Source organism: Planctomyces sp. SH-PL14 (assembly GCF_001610835.1).
Classification (GTDB): Bacteria; Planctomycetota; Planctomycetia; order Planctomycetales; family Planctomycetaceae; genus Planctomyces_A.
The window spans coordinates 8081748-8095895 of record NZ_CP011270.1; the positions used below are offsets into that span (position 1 = coordinate 8081748).

Annotated in this window: 15 protein-coding genes; 7 read left to right on the forward strand and 8 right to left on the reverse strand. The window is 66.6% G+C overall.

Annotation, left to right across the window (positions count from 1 at the left end):
- Positions 1 to 235 precede the first annotated feature (235 nt).
- The gene (locus VT03_RS31175) at positions 236 to 622 is read right to left on the reverse strand and encodes a hypothetical protein (protein ID WP_075096613.1); all 387 of its coding nucleotides are present in this window, start codon (positions 620 to 622) and stop codon (positions 236 to 238) included.
- Positions 623 to 937: 315 nt separating this feature from the next.
- On the opposite strand from VT03_RS31175, the gene VT03_RS31180 reads away from it, so the two are divergent.
- The 3 genes from VT03_RS31180 to VT03_RS31190 are packed head-to-tail and all read left to right on the forward strand — an operon-like array spanning position 938 to position 2402.
- Entirely contained in the window at positions 938 to 1318 is a 381-nt protein-coding gene (locus VT03_RS31180) for an ArsR/SmtB family transcription factor (RefSeq protein WP_075096614.1), read from the forward strand.
- Positions 1318 to 1998, forward strand: a complete 681-nt coding sequence (locus tag VT03_RS31185; RefSeq protein ID WP_075096615.1) for an MIP/aquaporin family protein — start codon at positions 1318 to 1320, stop codon at positions 1996 to 1998. Before VT03_RS31180 ends, VT03_RS31185 begins: the two co-directional genes overlap by 1 nt.
- Positions 1999 to 2003: 5 nt before the next feature.
- On the forward strand, positions 2004 to 2402 hold the full coding sequence (locus tag VT03_RS31190) for an arsenate reductase ArsC (RefSeq protein ID WP_075096616.1): 399 nt from the start codon (positions 2004 to 2006) through the stop codon (positions 2400 to 2402).
- Between the two features lie 34 nt (positions 2403 to 2436).
- Here the strand turns inward: VT03_RS31190 and VT03_RS31195 are convergent, their stop codons facing one another.
- From VT03_RS31195 to VT03_RS31210, 4 genes are all read right to left on the reverse strand, one after another.
- Positions 2437 to 3555: a PQQ-binding-like beta-propeller repeat protein gene (locus VT03_RS31195; protein ID WP_075096617.1), complete on the reverse strand. Its 1119-nt coding sequence runs from the start codon at positions 3553 to 3555 to the stop codon at positions 2437 to 2439.
- 62 nt (positions 3556 to 3617) lie between these two features.
- Positions 3618 to 4484, reverse strand: coding sequence for a PhnD/SsuA/transferrin family substrate-binding protein (locus tag VT03_RS31200; RefSeq protein ID WP_075096618.1), 867 nt, complete (start codon positions 4482 to 4484; stop codon positions 3618 to 3620).
- Between the two features lie 60 nt (positions 4485 to 4544).
- Positions 4545 to 5900, reverse strand: coding sequence for a hypothetical protein (locus tag VT03_RS31205; protein ID WP_156514907.1), 1356 nt, complete (start codon positions 5898 to 5900; stop codon positions 4545 to 4547).
- A gap of 397 nt (positions 5901 to 6297) precedes the next feature.
- Positions 6298 to 6675, reverse strand: coding sequence for a hypothetical protein (locus tag VT03_RS31210; protein ID WP_075096620.1), 378 nt, complete (start codon positions 6673 to 6675; stop codon positions 6298 to 6300).
- A 287-nt stretch (positions 6676 to 6962) separates the two neighbouring features.
- Between VT03_RS31210 and VT03_RS31215 the strand changes: the two genes are divergently transcribed.
- From VT03_RS31215 to VT03_RS31225, 3 genes are all read left to right on the forward strand, one after another.
- On the forward strand, positions 6963 to 7361 hold the full coding sequence (locus VT03_RS31215; protein ID WP_082846849.1) for a DUF1294 domain-containing protein: 399 nt from the start codon (positions 6963 to 6965) through the stop codon (positions 7359 to 7361).
- A 111-nt stretch (positions 7362 to 7472) separates the two neighbouring features.
- Complete coding sequence (locus tag VT03_RS31220) at positions 7473 to 8171, forward strand: hypothetical protein (RefSeq protein ID WP_075096622.1); 699 nt, start codon at positions 7473 to 7475, stop codon at positions 8169 to 8171.
- Between the two features lie 134 nt (positions 8172 to 8305).
- Positions 8306 to 8743 carry a hypothetical protein gene (locus VT03_RS31225; RefSeq protein WP_075096623.1) on the forward strand — a complete coding sequence of 146 codons (438 nt, stop codon included), beginning with the start codon at positions 8306 to 8308 and terminating at the stop codon, positions 8741 to 8743.
- A gap of 20 nt (positions 8744 to 8763) precedes the next feature.
- On the opposite strand, the gene VT03_RS31230 is transcribed toward VT03_RS31225, so the two are convergent.
- The 3 genes from VT03_RS31230 to VT03_RS31240 form a co-directional block, all read right to left on the reverse strand.
- Positions 8764 to 9525, reverse strand: a complete 762-nt coding sequence (locus VT03_RS31230; RefSeq protein ID WP_075096624.1) for a hypothetical protein — start codon at positions 9523 to 9525, stop codon at positions 8764 to 8766.
- Between the two features lie 266 nt (positions 9526 to 9791).
- Entirely contained in the window at positions 9792 to 10343 is a 552-nt protein-coding gene (locus VT03_RS31235) for a hypothetical protein (protein WP_075096625.1), read from the reverse strand.
- Between the two features lie 220 nt (positions 10344 to 10563).
- The gene (locus VT03_RS31240; protein ID WP_075096626.1) at positions 10564 to 11172 is read right to left on the reverse strand and encodes a hypothetical protein; all 609 of its coding nucleotides are present in this window, start codon (positions 11170 to 11172) and stop codon (positions 10564 to 10566) included.
- Between the two features lie 420 nt (positions 11173 to 11592).
- Here VT03_RS31240 and VT03_RS31245 point away from each other — a divergent pair, with 420 nt between their 5' ends.
- Positions 11593 to 14139 carry a response regulator gene (locus VT03_RS31245; RefSeq protein ID WP_075096627.1) on the forward strand — a complete coding sequence of 849 codons (2547 nt, stop codon included), beginning with the start codon at positions 11593 to 11595 and terminating at the stop codon, positions 14137 to 14139.
- The last annotated feature ends 9 nt before the right edge of the window (positions 14140 to 14148 follow it).

Below are 14148 nucleotides of genomic sequence, written 5' to 3' on the forward strand. Positions count from 1 at the left end.
ACCAGATCCAGGATCTCCTGCCCGGCGGGTGGCACTGCTAGTGCTCTGACCAGCAGTGCTCAATCTGAGTTGGACGTCCAATCACTGCTCGCCCAAAGCTGCCAGCAGTGCCACCCCGGTGCCTATCAAGGCACGGAGGACGCTGGAATCCTTCGCCACGCCTTTGCGAAAAGCCTCATGCTTCGGCCACCTATCCGCTTCGCTCCTCGCCGAACTGAGCCTTTACGGGCCCCCATCAGCGGTGCCCCGTCCGTCCGGCCTTCAGGTCGACTGCATACCCGAGAAGTCCTCCCACCAGAAGAAGCGGGAGTGCGAGAAGTGGAAGGAAGATGAAACCCATCGCGAGCTCCCGGCTCTCGTCGTGGCTCATGACAAAGTGAACCAGTCCCAGGAATCCAAACACCAGCACGCAGGGGAGGAGCAGGGAGATCGGCTTCCTGTAGATGGATGTGAGCGCCAGGAGACCAAACCAGAAGGGGATATTGACCGCCGTGACGAAGAGGACACCGGTGATCCCTCCGTTATCGATGTACTGTCTCAAAGGACCGCCGCCGCACAGGAGGCGTACGCAGAACGGGAGAAGGATCCCGATGGTCGCAATGAAGGCCCTGGCCCTGTTCATCAGAGGGTCCGTCCAGTTATGCCCCGAACACGGACTCGAACGACGGCCGGGGACGGGACCTTCAGGTGTACGGCCAATCCCAGCTCCGCTCAACCGTCCCCGGCCGAATGTTGCCGAGCGTTTCCATGCGAACGCGAGCTTCAGGCGACTGAGCCTCCTGCGCCTCACCTCACCGCGAGTTCGGACCGTCGCAAGGTCGCCTGCTACGGGCACCCTCCCCAGAGACATGGCCACAAAAAACGGTGGACATGCCACCCTGCCAGGTTGACTTCCACTATTCCACGGAATAGTGTAGTCGCGTTGTTGGAGGAGGGGATGCCCACGAAACGTCAGACTGCCGATCCCCCCTGCTGTGCGCGAGTGCCGCTCGACGAACGGCCCCTCTTGACGCCGATTCAGGCGGGAGGGCTAGCAGCGGTCTTTAAGGTGCTGGCCAATGACACGCGGCTCCGCCTGCTGCACGCCCTGGTGCGGGACGGCGAACTGTGCGTGACCGAGCTGGCCGCTTCGATCGGCATGAAGCCGCAGGCCGTCTCGAACCAACTCCAGCGGCTGCTGGATCTCGGAATCCTGAGCTCGCGGCGTGACGGGAACAACATCCACTACCGGCTGATCGATGCCTGCGTCCGCTCCCTGATGGATCAGGCCCTGTGCCTGATGGAAGAAGTGAGCGGGACCGGAAAGGGCTGCCGGTGATGACGAGCCGACGCAGGCAGTGTCTCGCCGAGGGCTTCGGCACCTTTGCGATCGTGTTCGCCGGGACCGGCGCCATCGTGATCAATGACGTCTCCGGCGGGGCCGTCACGCATGTCGGCATCTCGCTGACCTTCGGCCTCATCGTCCTGGCGATGATCTACGCCCTGGGGGACGTCTCCGGCTGCCATCTGAATCCCGCAGTGACGCTGGGGTTCTGCGCGGCCGGGCGTTTTCCCGCCCGCTCTGTCCCCTCCTACCTCGCCAGCCAGTCCCTCGGGGCGCTGGCGGCCAGCCTGACTCTCAAGGGGATGTTTCCTGAGCACGCCACGCTCGGAGCGACCGTTCCGGCCGGCGGACCTCTGCAGGCCTTTCTCATGGAGGCGATCCTGACCTGGATCCTGATGACCGTCATCCTCCGGGTTTCGGTCGGCGCGCGGGAGACGGGGGCCATGGCGGGAGTCGCCGTCGGCGCGGTGATCGCCCTGGAAGCCCTGTTCGGCGGTCCCGTCAGCGGCGCCTCGATGAATCCCGCCCGTTCGCTGGCGCCGGCCATCGTCTCGAGGCAGCTCGGGACGCTCTGGATCTACATCGCCGCTCCGATTCTGGGAGCGCTCGCCGGGGTGGCACTGGATCGCGCGATCAGTGAGCCGCCCCTCGAACCCGTCACGTCCAAGGAATGATTGCCATGCCGGCCGCGCTCAGGAAGATCGTTTTCGTCTGCGTCGAGAACTCCAATCGCAGCCAGATGGCGGAGGCGTTCGCCCGCATCCACGGCGCGGGCAAAGTCGAGCCCTTCAGCGCCGGGTCGCGTCCCTCCGGCCGCGTCAATCCCAAGGCGATCGAGGCGATGCGGGAGGTCGGTTACGACCTTACCTCCCACCGGTCGAAGGGACTGGAACAGTTCAACGGCACGGACGTCGAGGCGGCGGTGACGATGGGCTGCGGCGACGAATGCCCGCTGGTGCGGGCGAATCGTCGCGTCGACTGGCAGATCCCCGACCCGCGGGACATGAGTCCCGAGCAGTTCCGGGAGGTTCGCGATCTCATCGAGGCCCGGGTCAAAGAGCTGATCGCATCCCTGTGAGAGGGATCCTCCCCCTCCGGGAACGCGCACCGCTTCACTCGTCGCCCAGTCGCAGGCAAAGGAGGGAGCCGCTCCCCCGGACGTAGAGCCGCCTCCCGACGAGGGCCGGGTGGGAATACAGTCCCGCTTCGTCGTCGAAGACCCGGACTTCTGAGATCTTCCGATAGCCCTCCGCGTCCGCCGCGAAGAGAATGAGCTGTCCCTGCAACGTGGTCGCCAGGACGCAGTCCGGTCCGGCGATGAGGCTGGCGTACTCCCGGAATCCCGACTCATCCGATCGCCACCGCAGGCGGAGCGCGTCCCCCGTGTCGAGGCAGAACAGCTGGTGGGCCACGCCGAAGAGCATTCCCTCGACCAGCACCGGCGTCTGGCAATCGGGCAGAAGCTCGTCGCTGGCGGCGAGGGGCGTGGCGACGAGGCCGCCGGCGGGATCGAACTCGTAGAGTCTCGTTCCATTGTTCTCCGTCGCCACGATCAGGCGGCCGTCCGACACGATCGGCGTCGGGACATTGAAGTCCCCGGAATGCTCCGGCTTGAGCGTCCACCGCCGCTCCCCGGTGGCGACGTCCCAGCCGCCGAGCGTCTGGTCGTCATAGCCGATGAGCTGCGTCCTGCCGGCGATCTCGGCCGCGATCAGCGAGCTGTGCCCCGGCGGTCGGCCGGGGGATTTCCAGAGGACCTCGCCCGTAGCCGGATCGAGCGCCACGATCGACGCGTCCCGGCCTCCGGGTTGGATCACGAGGCGTCCCTCAACCACGATCGGCGAGCCGCAGAACCCCCAGGACAGCTTCGCGGGCCCGTCGAAGTCCTTCAGAAAGTGCTTCTTCCACAGCACCTTCCCCGTGGCGAGCTCCACCGCGTGGAAGTGGCCGTGGGCTCCGGACAGATAGGCGACCTTGTCGTGGAGGAGCGGCGTTGCCCGCGGGGAGTTTCCGTAGTCGAGGCTGCCGGGGGCGGAGTACCGCAGCGTCCACGCCTCGCTTCCGTCCGCATGGAAGCAGCGGAAGATATCGACGCGGTCGGCGGGGTCGCGGTCCGCCACGATCACGAACTCGCGCGTGGCGGCGACTCCGGCGAGCGCCGGGCTCGACATCCGCCGGCTCCACGCCACCGCATCGGGACCGGGAAGCCGCTCCGGCAGCCAGGGGACCACCGCATCGCGACGGGCTCCTCGCCATCCGGTCCAGTCCGGGTTCTCAGCGGCCGTTTCGAGGGCTACTTTTTTTTTGCCGCGTCGGCCTCGGCCACAAAGCCGCGCTTCGTCTCCAGCGCCAGCCGGAGCGCGATGTCGCCCGTCGACTTGACGAGCGCCGCGGCGATGCGGTCACGCTCCGCGGAGTCGAGATCCGCGTTCACATAGGCAGCGATGAAGGGGATCTCCCCGGTTTCTCCCACGACTCGCAGCGACCCCTTGGGGACCTGGCCGCACCCCTCGAGCAGCGGCTTCGCGTAGCTGGAGATGACGGCGCAGGCTGGAGTCTTCTCTTCGGCCAGCTTCAGGATCTTGATCGCACCCTCGTCGCAGGCCACCGCGGTTTCGATCGTTGCCGGAGGCTTGACCCCGTGTTCCTGCAGCAGCTGTATCGCCGCGTGATGCTTCTCCTCGCACTCCTGCGGGCCGAAGAACATCCGGTAGTCCTTGAGGTCAGCGACGTTCTGGGCGGAATCCGACGCGGCTACAACGATCAGGCCCCGCTGGGTCGTCTTGCCGTCCTTTCCCGTCAGCATCGCCACCTTGGCGAAGTTCATCCCCAGGGCGGCGGCATCGTGCAGGACGACCGACTGCTTGCCGATGACGAGATCGACGGCGGCAAGGTCAGCCTTCTTCTTCGCGCCGCGGAGCGACTCGTTGAAGACCAGCTTGACCTCCTGGCCCAGCGATCGGGACATCGCCTCGGCGAGCTTCTCGTAGTCGCGCTGGGCGTACCCGGCAACGCACGGACAGGAGAGCGGCTTGGCGAGGGGGTCCATGACCACGAGAACCATCGGCCGGGCCGGCCGGCCCGGCCCGGCGTCCTCCGCATTCAGAACGGGCGTCAGGCCGAGCCAGAACGCAACACACAGGCACAGGACACGGCGCATGGATTCTCCTTCAATGCTTCGGCGGATTCCGGCAAGGCCCTGGCGAACTCCCGTTCGCCGCTACTTCGCGGCCGCGTCCTGGCGGGCAAGCACGATGATCTGCGACTTGTGGATGTCGATGTAGAACAGGTGCTTGTCGTCGGCGGTCGCGGCGACGCAGGAGTTCTTGCAGCCGGGCTCGACATCCGCGACTCCGACGAGCCCTACGAACTTCCCGGCGGGCGTGAAACGCTTCACCACCCCGTTGCTCTCCGCGACATAGACCTCGCCGTCCTTGTTGAAGCACAGGTTCATCGGGTTGCAGCATCCGCCGAAGCACTCCGGGTCCTCCTCGTCGCGGGCCCGCTTGCCGAACTGCGCGACTTCCTTTCCGTCGCGGTTGAACTTGGCGACGCGATGCCGGGAGTTTTCGCACACGTACAGCTCGCCGTTGGCGCACTGCACGTCCATCTGTCCGCAGCAGCCCGACAGGCTCTTGACGATCTCCTTGGCCTGTCCGAACTGCTTGTCGGTCCGCCAGACACCGTATCCGTACCCCTGCATCGCCGGACAGGTGACGAAGACGTCGCCGTCGCTGCCGCAGATGGCGTTGATCCGCCGGGCTCGCGAGGTGACCTGTTCGACGGTCTCCTCCACGGTCTGTTTTTCGAGGACGTTCAGCTGCTGCTTGTAGGTGCTGATGATCTGCTTCAGAAAGTTCTCGTCGAACGCGATCTCGCGGGGTTGCTCCACGGGGGCGTCCTTCTCCTTCTTGTCCCCCTCCTCCTTGGCTTTCTTCTTGGCGTCCGCGAGTTCCTTGAGCTGGTCTTCGAATTCCTTGATCTGGTCGGCGTACATCGCCCGGTCCGATTCGAGCTGCTCCTTGGCCCGCTCGCGCATCTCCTCCGGATGGGTCGTGATGTAGGTCATCTGGGGAGACTCGGCATCGTGCAGCTTCGACCCGTGGGGATCGAAGCGGGCGATGTGTCCGTCCCCGCCCACGAGGATCGTGCCGTCGGGCGCGGTATTGATCGCCTGGCCCTGGAATCCGACGGGCCACTTCTCGATCAGCTTTCCGCCGGCATCGAAGACATGGACCGCCGAGTCAAACTTGGGCGGCTTTGCCTTGGGGCCCTTGAGGAGCTGGAGCACGCTTTCGAGCGCCGATCCGCTCCCTTCGGAGTCGCCGCCGCTCGACCCCAGCAGAGCCAGAATCCGCCCCTTCGAATCGACGCAGAAGTCCTCCAGCTTCGATCCCTCTTTGGCGCTCGCGACCGTCACGACGGTCTTCTGCTTGTGCGTGGAGGGGATCTTCTCGAATCCCGCGGGAAGCGGTTCGCCCGCGGCGGCCACGCCGATCAGCAGAGACAACGTCGCGCCCGCCGCCACCAGTTCCTTCATCGCCCGGCGGCCATGATCACAGAAAGGCCCAAGCATCGACTACCTCCTCAAGTGAGAACCGGTCCCATCCATCGGTAAGCCATCTCCCAAAAGGATACCGGTGGCCCGTCGTTGCGGTCAATTTGGCGCGATGCACAACACTTTCCCAGCAACGTTCGGCGGGAGGGCTGGGGCGGTGTACGACCGTGATTCTCTCCTGTAACGCTTAGGGCGCCAGTCCGGATCACACGGCCCGGACGTAGTCTGCAGAATCTCTAGTCTGCCTGCAGTGCCCGTCGTCGCTTGGATCGTTCGGCAGGGAAGCGCCTCCGGCTGCAAGCCCTCAAATCACAACACAGGCCCTCCTTGACGCCGGCTGCCGAATCCCGCAGCGTTGTGTGTCGAACGCTTCGCCGGCATGGTGATTTTCGAAGGCCCGCCGGCCCCGGAATCCCTACCGGAACAGCGGGGACCGCTTCTCCTCGCGGCCCAGCCTCGTCAGGAACTCCCGGACGAGCTCGTCGTACCGCGCCCGGTTCTCGTAGGTCGGCACGAATTGCTCCTGCAGCGTCTTGAGCTCCTTTACAAGTCGCTCGGTCTCCCCGCTCTCGATCTCCTCGATCGTCGTACCGATCAGGTTCCACGACGCCGCGCCATACCAGGCGTTCGAGTTGAAACGCTCAAACGAGCCGAAGACGGCGGCCACTCCAAAGCTCATCGCGATGGCACCCAGTCCCGTCGCAATCCGAAGCCAGCGATGCGGCTGGAACTCCGAGAGCAGCCACGCCACCGGGAGCACCACCACGAGCGTCAGGATGACATGCGGTCCCATGGTTGCCGTTCTCCCCTGTGACGAGACGTGGAGGCCGCGTCCTTCACCGGTGCGGGCCTGTGGCAGCCGCCGCGCGGACGTCTCGCGGTCGCGGGGCCCGATCCCATTGTGCCACGGCCGTCCGGTCCGCGGGAACACGGACAGGCCGCCCGTCTGGGCTTTCCGCCGGTTCCGCTTCTCTTTACGGTCCCCCCTCCCCCGCCGGGAACCGCGGCGGCGTCAGGGCCCGGATGGGACGCCCGGCCGGCGCTCGTCATTCGTGGAAGGCCGTTTTGGACCTCATCAGCATGCGGCACGTCGCCATTGGCTATCTGGGCCTCGTCCTCGTGATGAGCCTGTGGACGTTTCTGGTGTACGGCTTCGACAAACGCCGCGCGGTCCGGGGAGGACGGCGGGTTCCCGAGCAGACGCTCCATCTGCTGGCCCTCCTGGGAGGCTGGCCCGGCGCGTATCTCGGACAGCGGCTGTTCCGGCACAAGATCAGCAAGGTGCCTTTTCTGGCCATCTTCTGGCTCGTCGTCGCGATCCACTTCGCTCTCGTGGGAGGAGTCGCGTACGCCGTCCTGGCCGGCGGCGCCCAGCATCCCCTGCCATGGCCGCCGTCGCTCTGGCAGGCGGAGCGGGAGCCGGAACCGTCGATGACCATCTGCGGCGTGAGACCGGAGCCACCACGACCGCCTCGATAGAGGACCGGCCGTTTGAGGTCGCACTCGCCGCGGCGGTTGGCGCGGCTTTGCAAGAGACGAGGTCCACCCGCGACAATCCCCCCGGACCACAGGCCATTCCGGGAGACGGGCATGCAGAGGATCTCATCGAAACTGGTCGGACGGATCGCCTTTGCGGTGCTGGCGGTTGGGGCGGGGGCCGCGTGTCTGGGGTGGCGGGCCCACGCCGCGGACAACCGGTACGTCCCGCGCGACAAGTTGCCGTGGGAGGAGGACCGGCTGATCTCCATCGAGATGCCGGACTACCTGAACAAGACCCGGGACGAAGCGTTCGAGCAACTGAGCGAAGCGTGGCGGAACATCGACCGCGCGGCCAAGCGGTCCATCGACATCGTCGCCGACGAACGGGTGCCGCTGGAGCAGAGGATGGACGCGCTCGGGCTGACGGAGATGTTCGCCCCCATGCACACCGTCCGGCGGCTCTGTCCGCTGATCGACATCCAGGACCCCCGCAACGTCTTCTTCCGGGAAAAGGCTCGCGGCCGGTATCCGATCATGACGGTCCTCAAGCAGTACGGCCGCGGCATTGAAGGAAACCTGGTCCAGGCCCTGCGGGCGGAGACGAGCCCGGAGAAAGCCAAGCTCCTGTGTGAGGTCCTGACCTCCATCGCGGGTCAGGAGGAGGCTCGGAAGAAGGTCCAGGAAGGGATCGCCGACGACCGCTTCCCCGACGACACCCGCCAGCGCCTTCAAGCCGCGCTGCAGCTCATCGACAACCCGCCCCCGCCGGCGGAGGAGTCGTGGCGCCCTGGGGGACCGCCTGCGTCGTAGCGGAACGGAGCCATCGATCGAGCGAGGGACTTCGGCCACGGCCCGGAGTTTCGTGGGCTGGGTCGACTCTCCGGGGGGTGCGTACTGTCAGGCTCTACGCCAGCAAGGCCGCTGAGCGCGCGGAGAACCGGTCAATGGTCCATCGCTTCGAAGTCGAAGTGACTCCCCCCAATGAATGGGGCGGCCGCCAAGCCATGATCCGGGTCGATGGCCGCCCGCTGATCGATCTGATCCGGGACCTCGAATCGGCGTCTGCTGCCGCCGACGGCCAGCCGGACCTCGCCGGGAAGTACGGTTATCTCAGCGCGGCGGACGCCCTGTTCCCCTCTCGGCAGCTTTTGGGCGAGGCTGTTCGCCCGTTGCTTGCGTACGACGACAGGGTTTCCGTCCTGGAATGTGAATGCGGCTGCGAGGGATGCTGGCCACTGCTGATGCAGATCACGGTTACCGAGGACTCCGTGATCTGGAGCGCCCCGCGGCAACACCATCGAGACCACTGGCTCTATCCACCGGATTGGCAGCTCGTGTTCGATCGTCGCCAGTACGAGCGGGCTTTGGGCTTCCCTGTTTGAGCCACGGGTCGGGGGGCACGTCAGCGCGCCCCATCACGACTCGCCGCGTCCGGTCGAGCGGGACGCTGGTTCAGGTAGGTCTGAATCCGCCTGGTCGCGGCTTCGACGGCGGGGTCCGCTGGAACGGGCGGAGGAGCGGTCTTGTCGCTCTTCACTTCGGCGGGCTGCGCCGTGGCCGGCGCAATTTTGACCGGCATCTCACTGACCGTCGGAAGGTACCCGGCCGCGACGGAGATCTGCGGCGGGATCTTGAGCGATCCCAAGTCGATCGCCTGATGGTCGACGAACAGCGTCAGCGTCGGCGGGACCGCGATCGGCTTGCCGGTGAACTCCATCACGCCAAACCGCCGCCCGTCGAGCTGTTCGTACCAGCGGTCCAGAATCGCCTGGTCGCCGATCGAGAAGACGGCGGCGACTCCGTTCCCCGTCTTGAGGGAGGTTGTCCAGCCGAGCCCCTTTGGCTCCGGCAGAGGAGCGAGGCGGATCTGTAGCCGGTCGGACTGGATCCTGGCGAACTGCTCGATCAGCGCGTTGATCTGGGCCGGGTCGTGGGCCTGGTAGAGATAGTGATTGACGTCGTTGGGCCATTCGGAGAACCAGTCGTTCCAGCCCTCCGTGCGGGACGGAAGGTTGACGAATTCGGCGGTCCCTTGGGGAAGGGATTCCGAGACCGTGGCCGGTCGACCGGGTTCGGCGATCCGGCTGCTGCCGGCAATTCCATGAGCAATGGAGGCGACGAGGAGCGCCGCGGCGAAAGCGGCAAAGCGATGAGCAAGACGCATGGCAGACTCCGTTGAACGATGCGGCCGAACGCCGATCATTCTGCCCGTCGTCGTCCTCGGCCGTCAAAGCCGCTGGCCGCGGCCGGGTGGCATGGCCACAGCGTTGTGTGGTCATGAATGCGGGTCGAGGCGACGGCTGACCCACCATGCACAGCCATGCGCAGGCCACCCCGCCGCTGCTGGTGTTTTGACCAGCAGCACTCAGGTCGAGCGGGACGTCCAATCACTGCTGGCCCAAAGCTGCCAGCAGTGCCACCCGGCCGACGTCACTCTCTGGGAACGCGGTATCGGTGCACAAACTCGCTCTCGGTCTCGTTGTGGTTCAGGAACGCGAGACCCAGGTCGGACGCGAAGACCTTCTCCTCTCGCTGCGTCAGCAGGCCCAGTTCGATCAACCGGTTGGCGCGGAGCACCGCTCCGAGGTCCTCTTCGTTCAGATCGATCCCCTCGGTCCGGCTTGCGTGAAGAAGCAGCAGGTACTCATGTGAAAGCAGGGTGATGACATCCGCCCCCTCCTTGCTTGAGAGGGACCGCTTCGCCGGTCGTCGTTCGACAACCGGACTGGCTTCGTCCGCTTCCACAATCTCGACCGTGAGGAAGTCGCCGACCGTCAGATTCCGAGGACTTGACCATTCCCGATGCTCGGCCTGTCCGCTGGCATCGGACCGGGACAGCCCGCCGACGTGCAGTCTGAAGTGGTGGTCTTGTGGAACACCGTCCCTGACACTCCCGCTGAGGATCGCGCTCAGAACGCTCAAGTCCTCAGCCCCGGCGATGGTGAGCAGTTGGTAGTTGAGCCGAACTTTGAGAGCAATCATTTCTCGTAGTCTCTGGAGTGATGCGACCGCGACTGTCGAGTCTCGTAGCGTGCGTTGAGGTTTTGCGAGACGCACCAGAGTTCCTGCCGCAGTCACGGCGCATTTCGAAGACTCAACGCACCCGACGTCGCTGTGGCCACGCCGCCCCGCCCCGCCGTTGCCCGCCCCACACACAAGACACTGCTGGCCCCCGGCGGCCAGCAGTGTCTTCCATCGCCCGCTACCGAAGCTGAACCACGTACCGGTTCCCGTCGACTTCAATCTGGTACGTGAAGTCCCGCTTCCCGATGACCCGGCCCACCTTTGCGTCCTGCGGTTCCTCCAGCGCCTCGAACCCGAACCGCAGCGTCTTCGGCGGCGCGTCCAGGCCCATCGCCTTCGGGTCGGTCACGTAGGTGTAGCAGAAGGCCTGCTTGTCCGGCGTAGTGCTGTCGCCGTCATGATCGAAACGGACCGCCATGCGGCTCGTCTGCTTCGAGAACTTCTGCGACTTCCCTGCCGGCATCACGAACCGGTCCGTCGCCGGGCCCCACGCCTTGGCCAGCAGCCGTGACTGACGGGTCGGACGCACGTTGTTCTTGAGGGAGTAGGTCACCTCGTCCGCGGGGATGCACCCGTCAGGACAAAACGTCGGCCAATCATAGTTGCCAATAAGGTAGACGGATTCAGGTTCGTCTCCGCACATCTCCTGATACTCGGCGTAGTAGACCTTCATCCCTTCCCACTCGTCGACCTCCCAGATCGGACAGATCACGGCCCCGGCCCAGGCCGAACTCCCCGAGAACGCGGCGCACGCCGCAACGACCAGCGACAATCCCCATCGCAGCATCGATCATCTCCAAACAGAGTGACGAACTTCGCCGAGCCCCAGCGGCCCTCCGAAGCCGTCCACTGCCGCGGAGGATACCCAACCCGTCGACATCCCGGGGAGCGTCGCGGAACGGAGAGAGACGCGCCGCCGACGAATGCACTGCTCACCACTCGTCACTGCAGACTCTCGACGTGGTGAGGGGGCATCCGGCCCCGTGCCGCATTCGCACACCCCCTCCTTCAGACGACTCTCGACGGCCAGGCCTCCGGCGGGCAGAGGGCCAGGAAAACGACACAGGCCCCCTGCACTCCCCGCCGGGGCCCCTGCCCGGGCCCCGGGGATCTGCGGCACCGGGACTGCGCATTGCGCACACGACCACCCTTCCCGACCCTCCACCCACCAGAGTAAAGTGGATCCCACGGGCCGCGGGAATCAGCCATGCCTCCACAACTCGGGACGGATCACGGCGGAGAAAACACCCTCCCCGATCGGCTCGCCAGAGCCGAGGCGGAGATCGCCGCCCTCAAGGCCAGCCTCCAGCAGCGCACCGCCGAGCTCGCCACCGCGGCCGAAACCCTCCGCTGCGAATCCGAAGAACGACGCCGCGCCGAAGTGGTCCTCCGCCGCGGCGAAGAACGCTACCGCTCCCTCGTCGAAGCGGTCACCGCCGTCGTCTGGAACACCCCCGCTTCCGGCGAGTTCGAATCCCCCCAGCTCGGCTGGAGCGCCTTCACCGGCCAGGATTTCGACCACCTCAAGGGCTGGGGCTGGCTCAACGCCGTCCACCCCGACGACCGCGAGAACACCGCCCGCGTCTGGTCCGGGGCGGTCGCCAGCCGCTCGCTGTATCAGGTCGAACACCGCCTCCGCCGCCCCGACGGCAGCTACCGCCACATGATGGTCCGGGCCGTCCCGATCCTCGACGAGACCGGCGCCATCCGCGAATGGGTCGGCATCCACACCGACATCGACGACCTCAAGCGGGCCGAAGCCGCCCAGCGCGAAGCCAAGGAGGCGGCCCAGGCGGCCAACCGCGCCAAGAGCGAGTTCCTGGCCAACATGAGCCACGAGATCCGGACCCCCATGAACGGCGTCATCGGCATGACCGAGCTCGCCCTCGGGACCGACCTCACCGCCGAGCAGCGGGAGTACCTGGAGCTCGTGAAGTCGTCGGCGGATTACCTCCTCGCCGTCATCAACGACATCCTCGACTTCTCCAAGATCGAAGCGGGCAAGCTCGACCTCGACCCCGTCGACTTCCCCCTCCGCGACCACCTCGACGAAACGATCAGCACGCTCTCGCTCCGGGCCCACGCCAAAGGGCTCGAGCTCGCCTGCCACGTCCTCGACGACGTCCCGGAAGCCCTCGTCGGCGACGCCGGCCGCCTCCGGCAGATCCTCGTCAACCTCATCGGCAACGCCATCAAGTTCACCAGCGAAGGGGAAGTCGTCGTGCGGGTCGAGCGGACCCCGCCGGTGGAACGCGAGCCGCAGGACGCCGCGTCGGTCACGCTCCACTTCTCGGTGCGGGACACCGGCATCGGCATCCCGCGGGAAAAGCTCAGCCTCCTCTTCCAGGCCTTCTCGCAGGTCGACGCCTCGACCACCCGCAAGTACGGCGGCACGGGCCTGGGCCTTGCGATCTCGCTGCAGCTGGTGAAGCTCATGGGAGGCCGCGTCTGGGTCGAGAGCGAGCCGGGCCGCGGCAGCACGTTCCACTTCACGATCCGCCTCGGCCTCTCGACCTCGACCGCCCCTCCCACGGTCCCGGCCGAGCTCTCCCGCCTCCGCGGCCTCTCGGTCCTGGTGGTCGACGACAACGCGACGAACCGCCGCGTCCTGCACGACATGCTCCGCCGCTGGGGCGCGGCGCCGGTCCTCGTCGAAGGGGGACGCGACGCCCTCGCCGCCCTGCATGCCGCGGCCCGGACCGGCGAACCGTTCTCGCTGGTCCTCCTCGATCACATGATGCCCGAGATGGACGGCTTCATGCTGGCCGAGGCGATCGCGCGGGAGCCGGGCCTCGCCGGCTCGACGCTCATGATGCTCTCCTCCGCCGACCGCCGCGAGAGCGTCGCCCGCTGCCGCGAGTCGGGCATCAAGTCGCACCTCACGAAGCCGATCAAGCGCGCGGAGCTGCAGGCCGCCCTGCTCTCGGCCCTCGGCAGCACCGCCGGCGCGGAGCCGCACGCCGGGAACGGAGCCCGCCGCTCGATCGCGTCCGGCGGCAGCCCCCTGCGGATCCTGCTGACGGAAGACAACGCCGTGAACCAGACGCTGGCGGTGCGTCTGCTCCAGAAGCGCGGGCACTCCGTCGTGGTGGCCAGCAACGGCCGCGAGGCGCTCGAGACCATTGCCCGCGAGTCGGTCGACGTCGTCCTGATGGACGTGCAGATGCCGGAGATGGACGGCTTCGAGGCGACGCGGCGGATCCGCGAGCGGGAGCGGACCACCGGCGACCACCTGCCGATCATCGCCATGACGGCCCACGCCATGAAGGGGGACCGGGAGCGGTGCCTCGAAGAGGGGATGGACGGCTACATCTCGAAGCCGCTCCGGCCGAGCGAGCTCTTCGAAGCAGTCGAAAGCCTGGCGTCCGTCGGCCGGAAAGGGGCCAAGCCCGCCGTCGCCGCCGCTCCCTTCGACGAGGAGCTGGCCCTCAAGAGCGTGGGGGGAGACCGCGAGCTGCTGTGCGAGATCATCGAGGCCTTCCTGGAGGAGTGCCCGCGGATCACGACCGCGCTCGCCGCCGCCATCGAGCGCCGCGACACCTCCGCCACCCACCGCGCCGCCCACACGCTCAAAGGGGACCTCTTCACCCTGGGAGCCTCCGAGGCGAGTTCCGTGGCCCAGCAGATGGAAGCCCTCGCCTGCAAGGGGGAGTGGTCGCTCGACGCGACTCACACCCAGTTGCTCGCAACCCTCTCCCGCCTCCTGCCGGTCCTGGCGGAGTACCGCCGGACGCAGGCCGAGAGCGCCCGCTGAACGACCGCA

Excerpts from the sequence above, each read along its gene's own strand:
- VT03_RS31240 (WP_075096626.1), bottom strand. The coding sequence starts at position 11,172 with ATGCTGCGATGGGGATTGTCGCTGGTCGTTGCGGCGTGCGCCGCGTTC.
- VT03_RS31210 (WP_075096620.1), bottom strand. The coding sequence starts at position 6,675 with ATGGGACCGCATGTCATCCTGACGCTCGTGGTGGTGCTCCCGGTGGCG.
- VT03_RS31245 (WP_075096627.1), top strand. The coding sequence starts at position 11,593 with ATGCCTCCACAACTCGGGACGGATCACGGCGGAGAAAACACCCTCCCC.
- VT03_RS31215 (WP_082846849.1), top strand. The coding sequence starts at position 6,963 with ATGCGGCACGTCGCCATTGGCTATCTGGGCCTCGTCCTCGTGATGAGC.
- VT03_RS31175 (WP_075096613.1), bottom strand. The coding sequence starts at position 622 with ATGAACAGGGCCAGGGCCTTCATTGCGACCATCGGGATCCTTCTCCCG.
- VT03_RS31200 (WP_075096618.1), bottom strand. The coding sequence starts at position 4,484 with ATGCGCCGTGTCCTGTGCCTGTGTGTTGCGTTCTGGCTCGGCCTGACG.
- VT03_RS31205 (WP_156514907.1), bottom strand. The coding sequence starts at position 5,900 with ATGCTTGGGCCTTTCTGTGATCATGGCCGCCGGGCGATGAAGGAACTG.
- VT03_RS31235 (WP_075096625.1), bottom strand. The coding sequence starts at position 10,343 with ATGATTGCTCTCAAAGTTCGGCTCAACTACCAACTGCTCACCATCGCC.
- VT03_RS31230 (WP_075096624.1), bottom strand. The coding sequence starts at position 9,525 with ATGCGTCTTGCTCATCGCTTTGCCGCTTTCGCCGCGGCGCTCCTCGTC.
- VT03_RS31225 (WP_075096623.1), top strand. The coding sequence starts at position 8,306 with ATGGTCCATCGCTTCGAAGTCGAAGTGACTCCCCCCAATGAATGGGGC.
- VT03_RS31220 (WP_075096622.1), top strand. The coding sequence starts at position 7,473 with ATGCAGAGGATCTCATCGAAACTGGTCGGACGGATCGCCTTTGCGGTG.
- VT03_RS31180 (WP_075096614.1), top strand. The coding sequence starts at position 938 with ATGCCCACGAAACGTCAGACTGCCGATCCCCCCTGCTGTGCGCGAGTG.
- VT03_RS31190 (WP_075096616.1), top strand. The coding sequence starts at position 2,004 with ATGCCGGCCGCGCTCAGGAAGATCGTTTTCGTCTGCGTCGAGAACTCC.
- VT03_RS31185 (WP_075096615.1), top strand. The coding sequence starts at position 1,318 with ATGACGAGCCGACGCAGGCAGTGTCTCGCCGAGGGCTTCGGCACCTTT.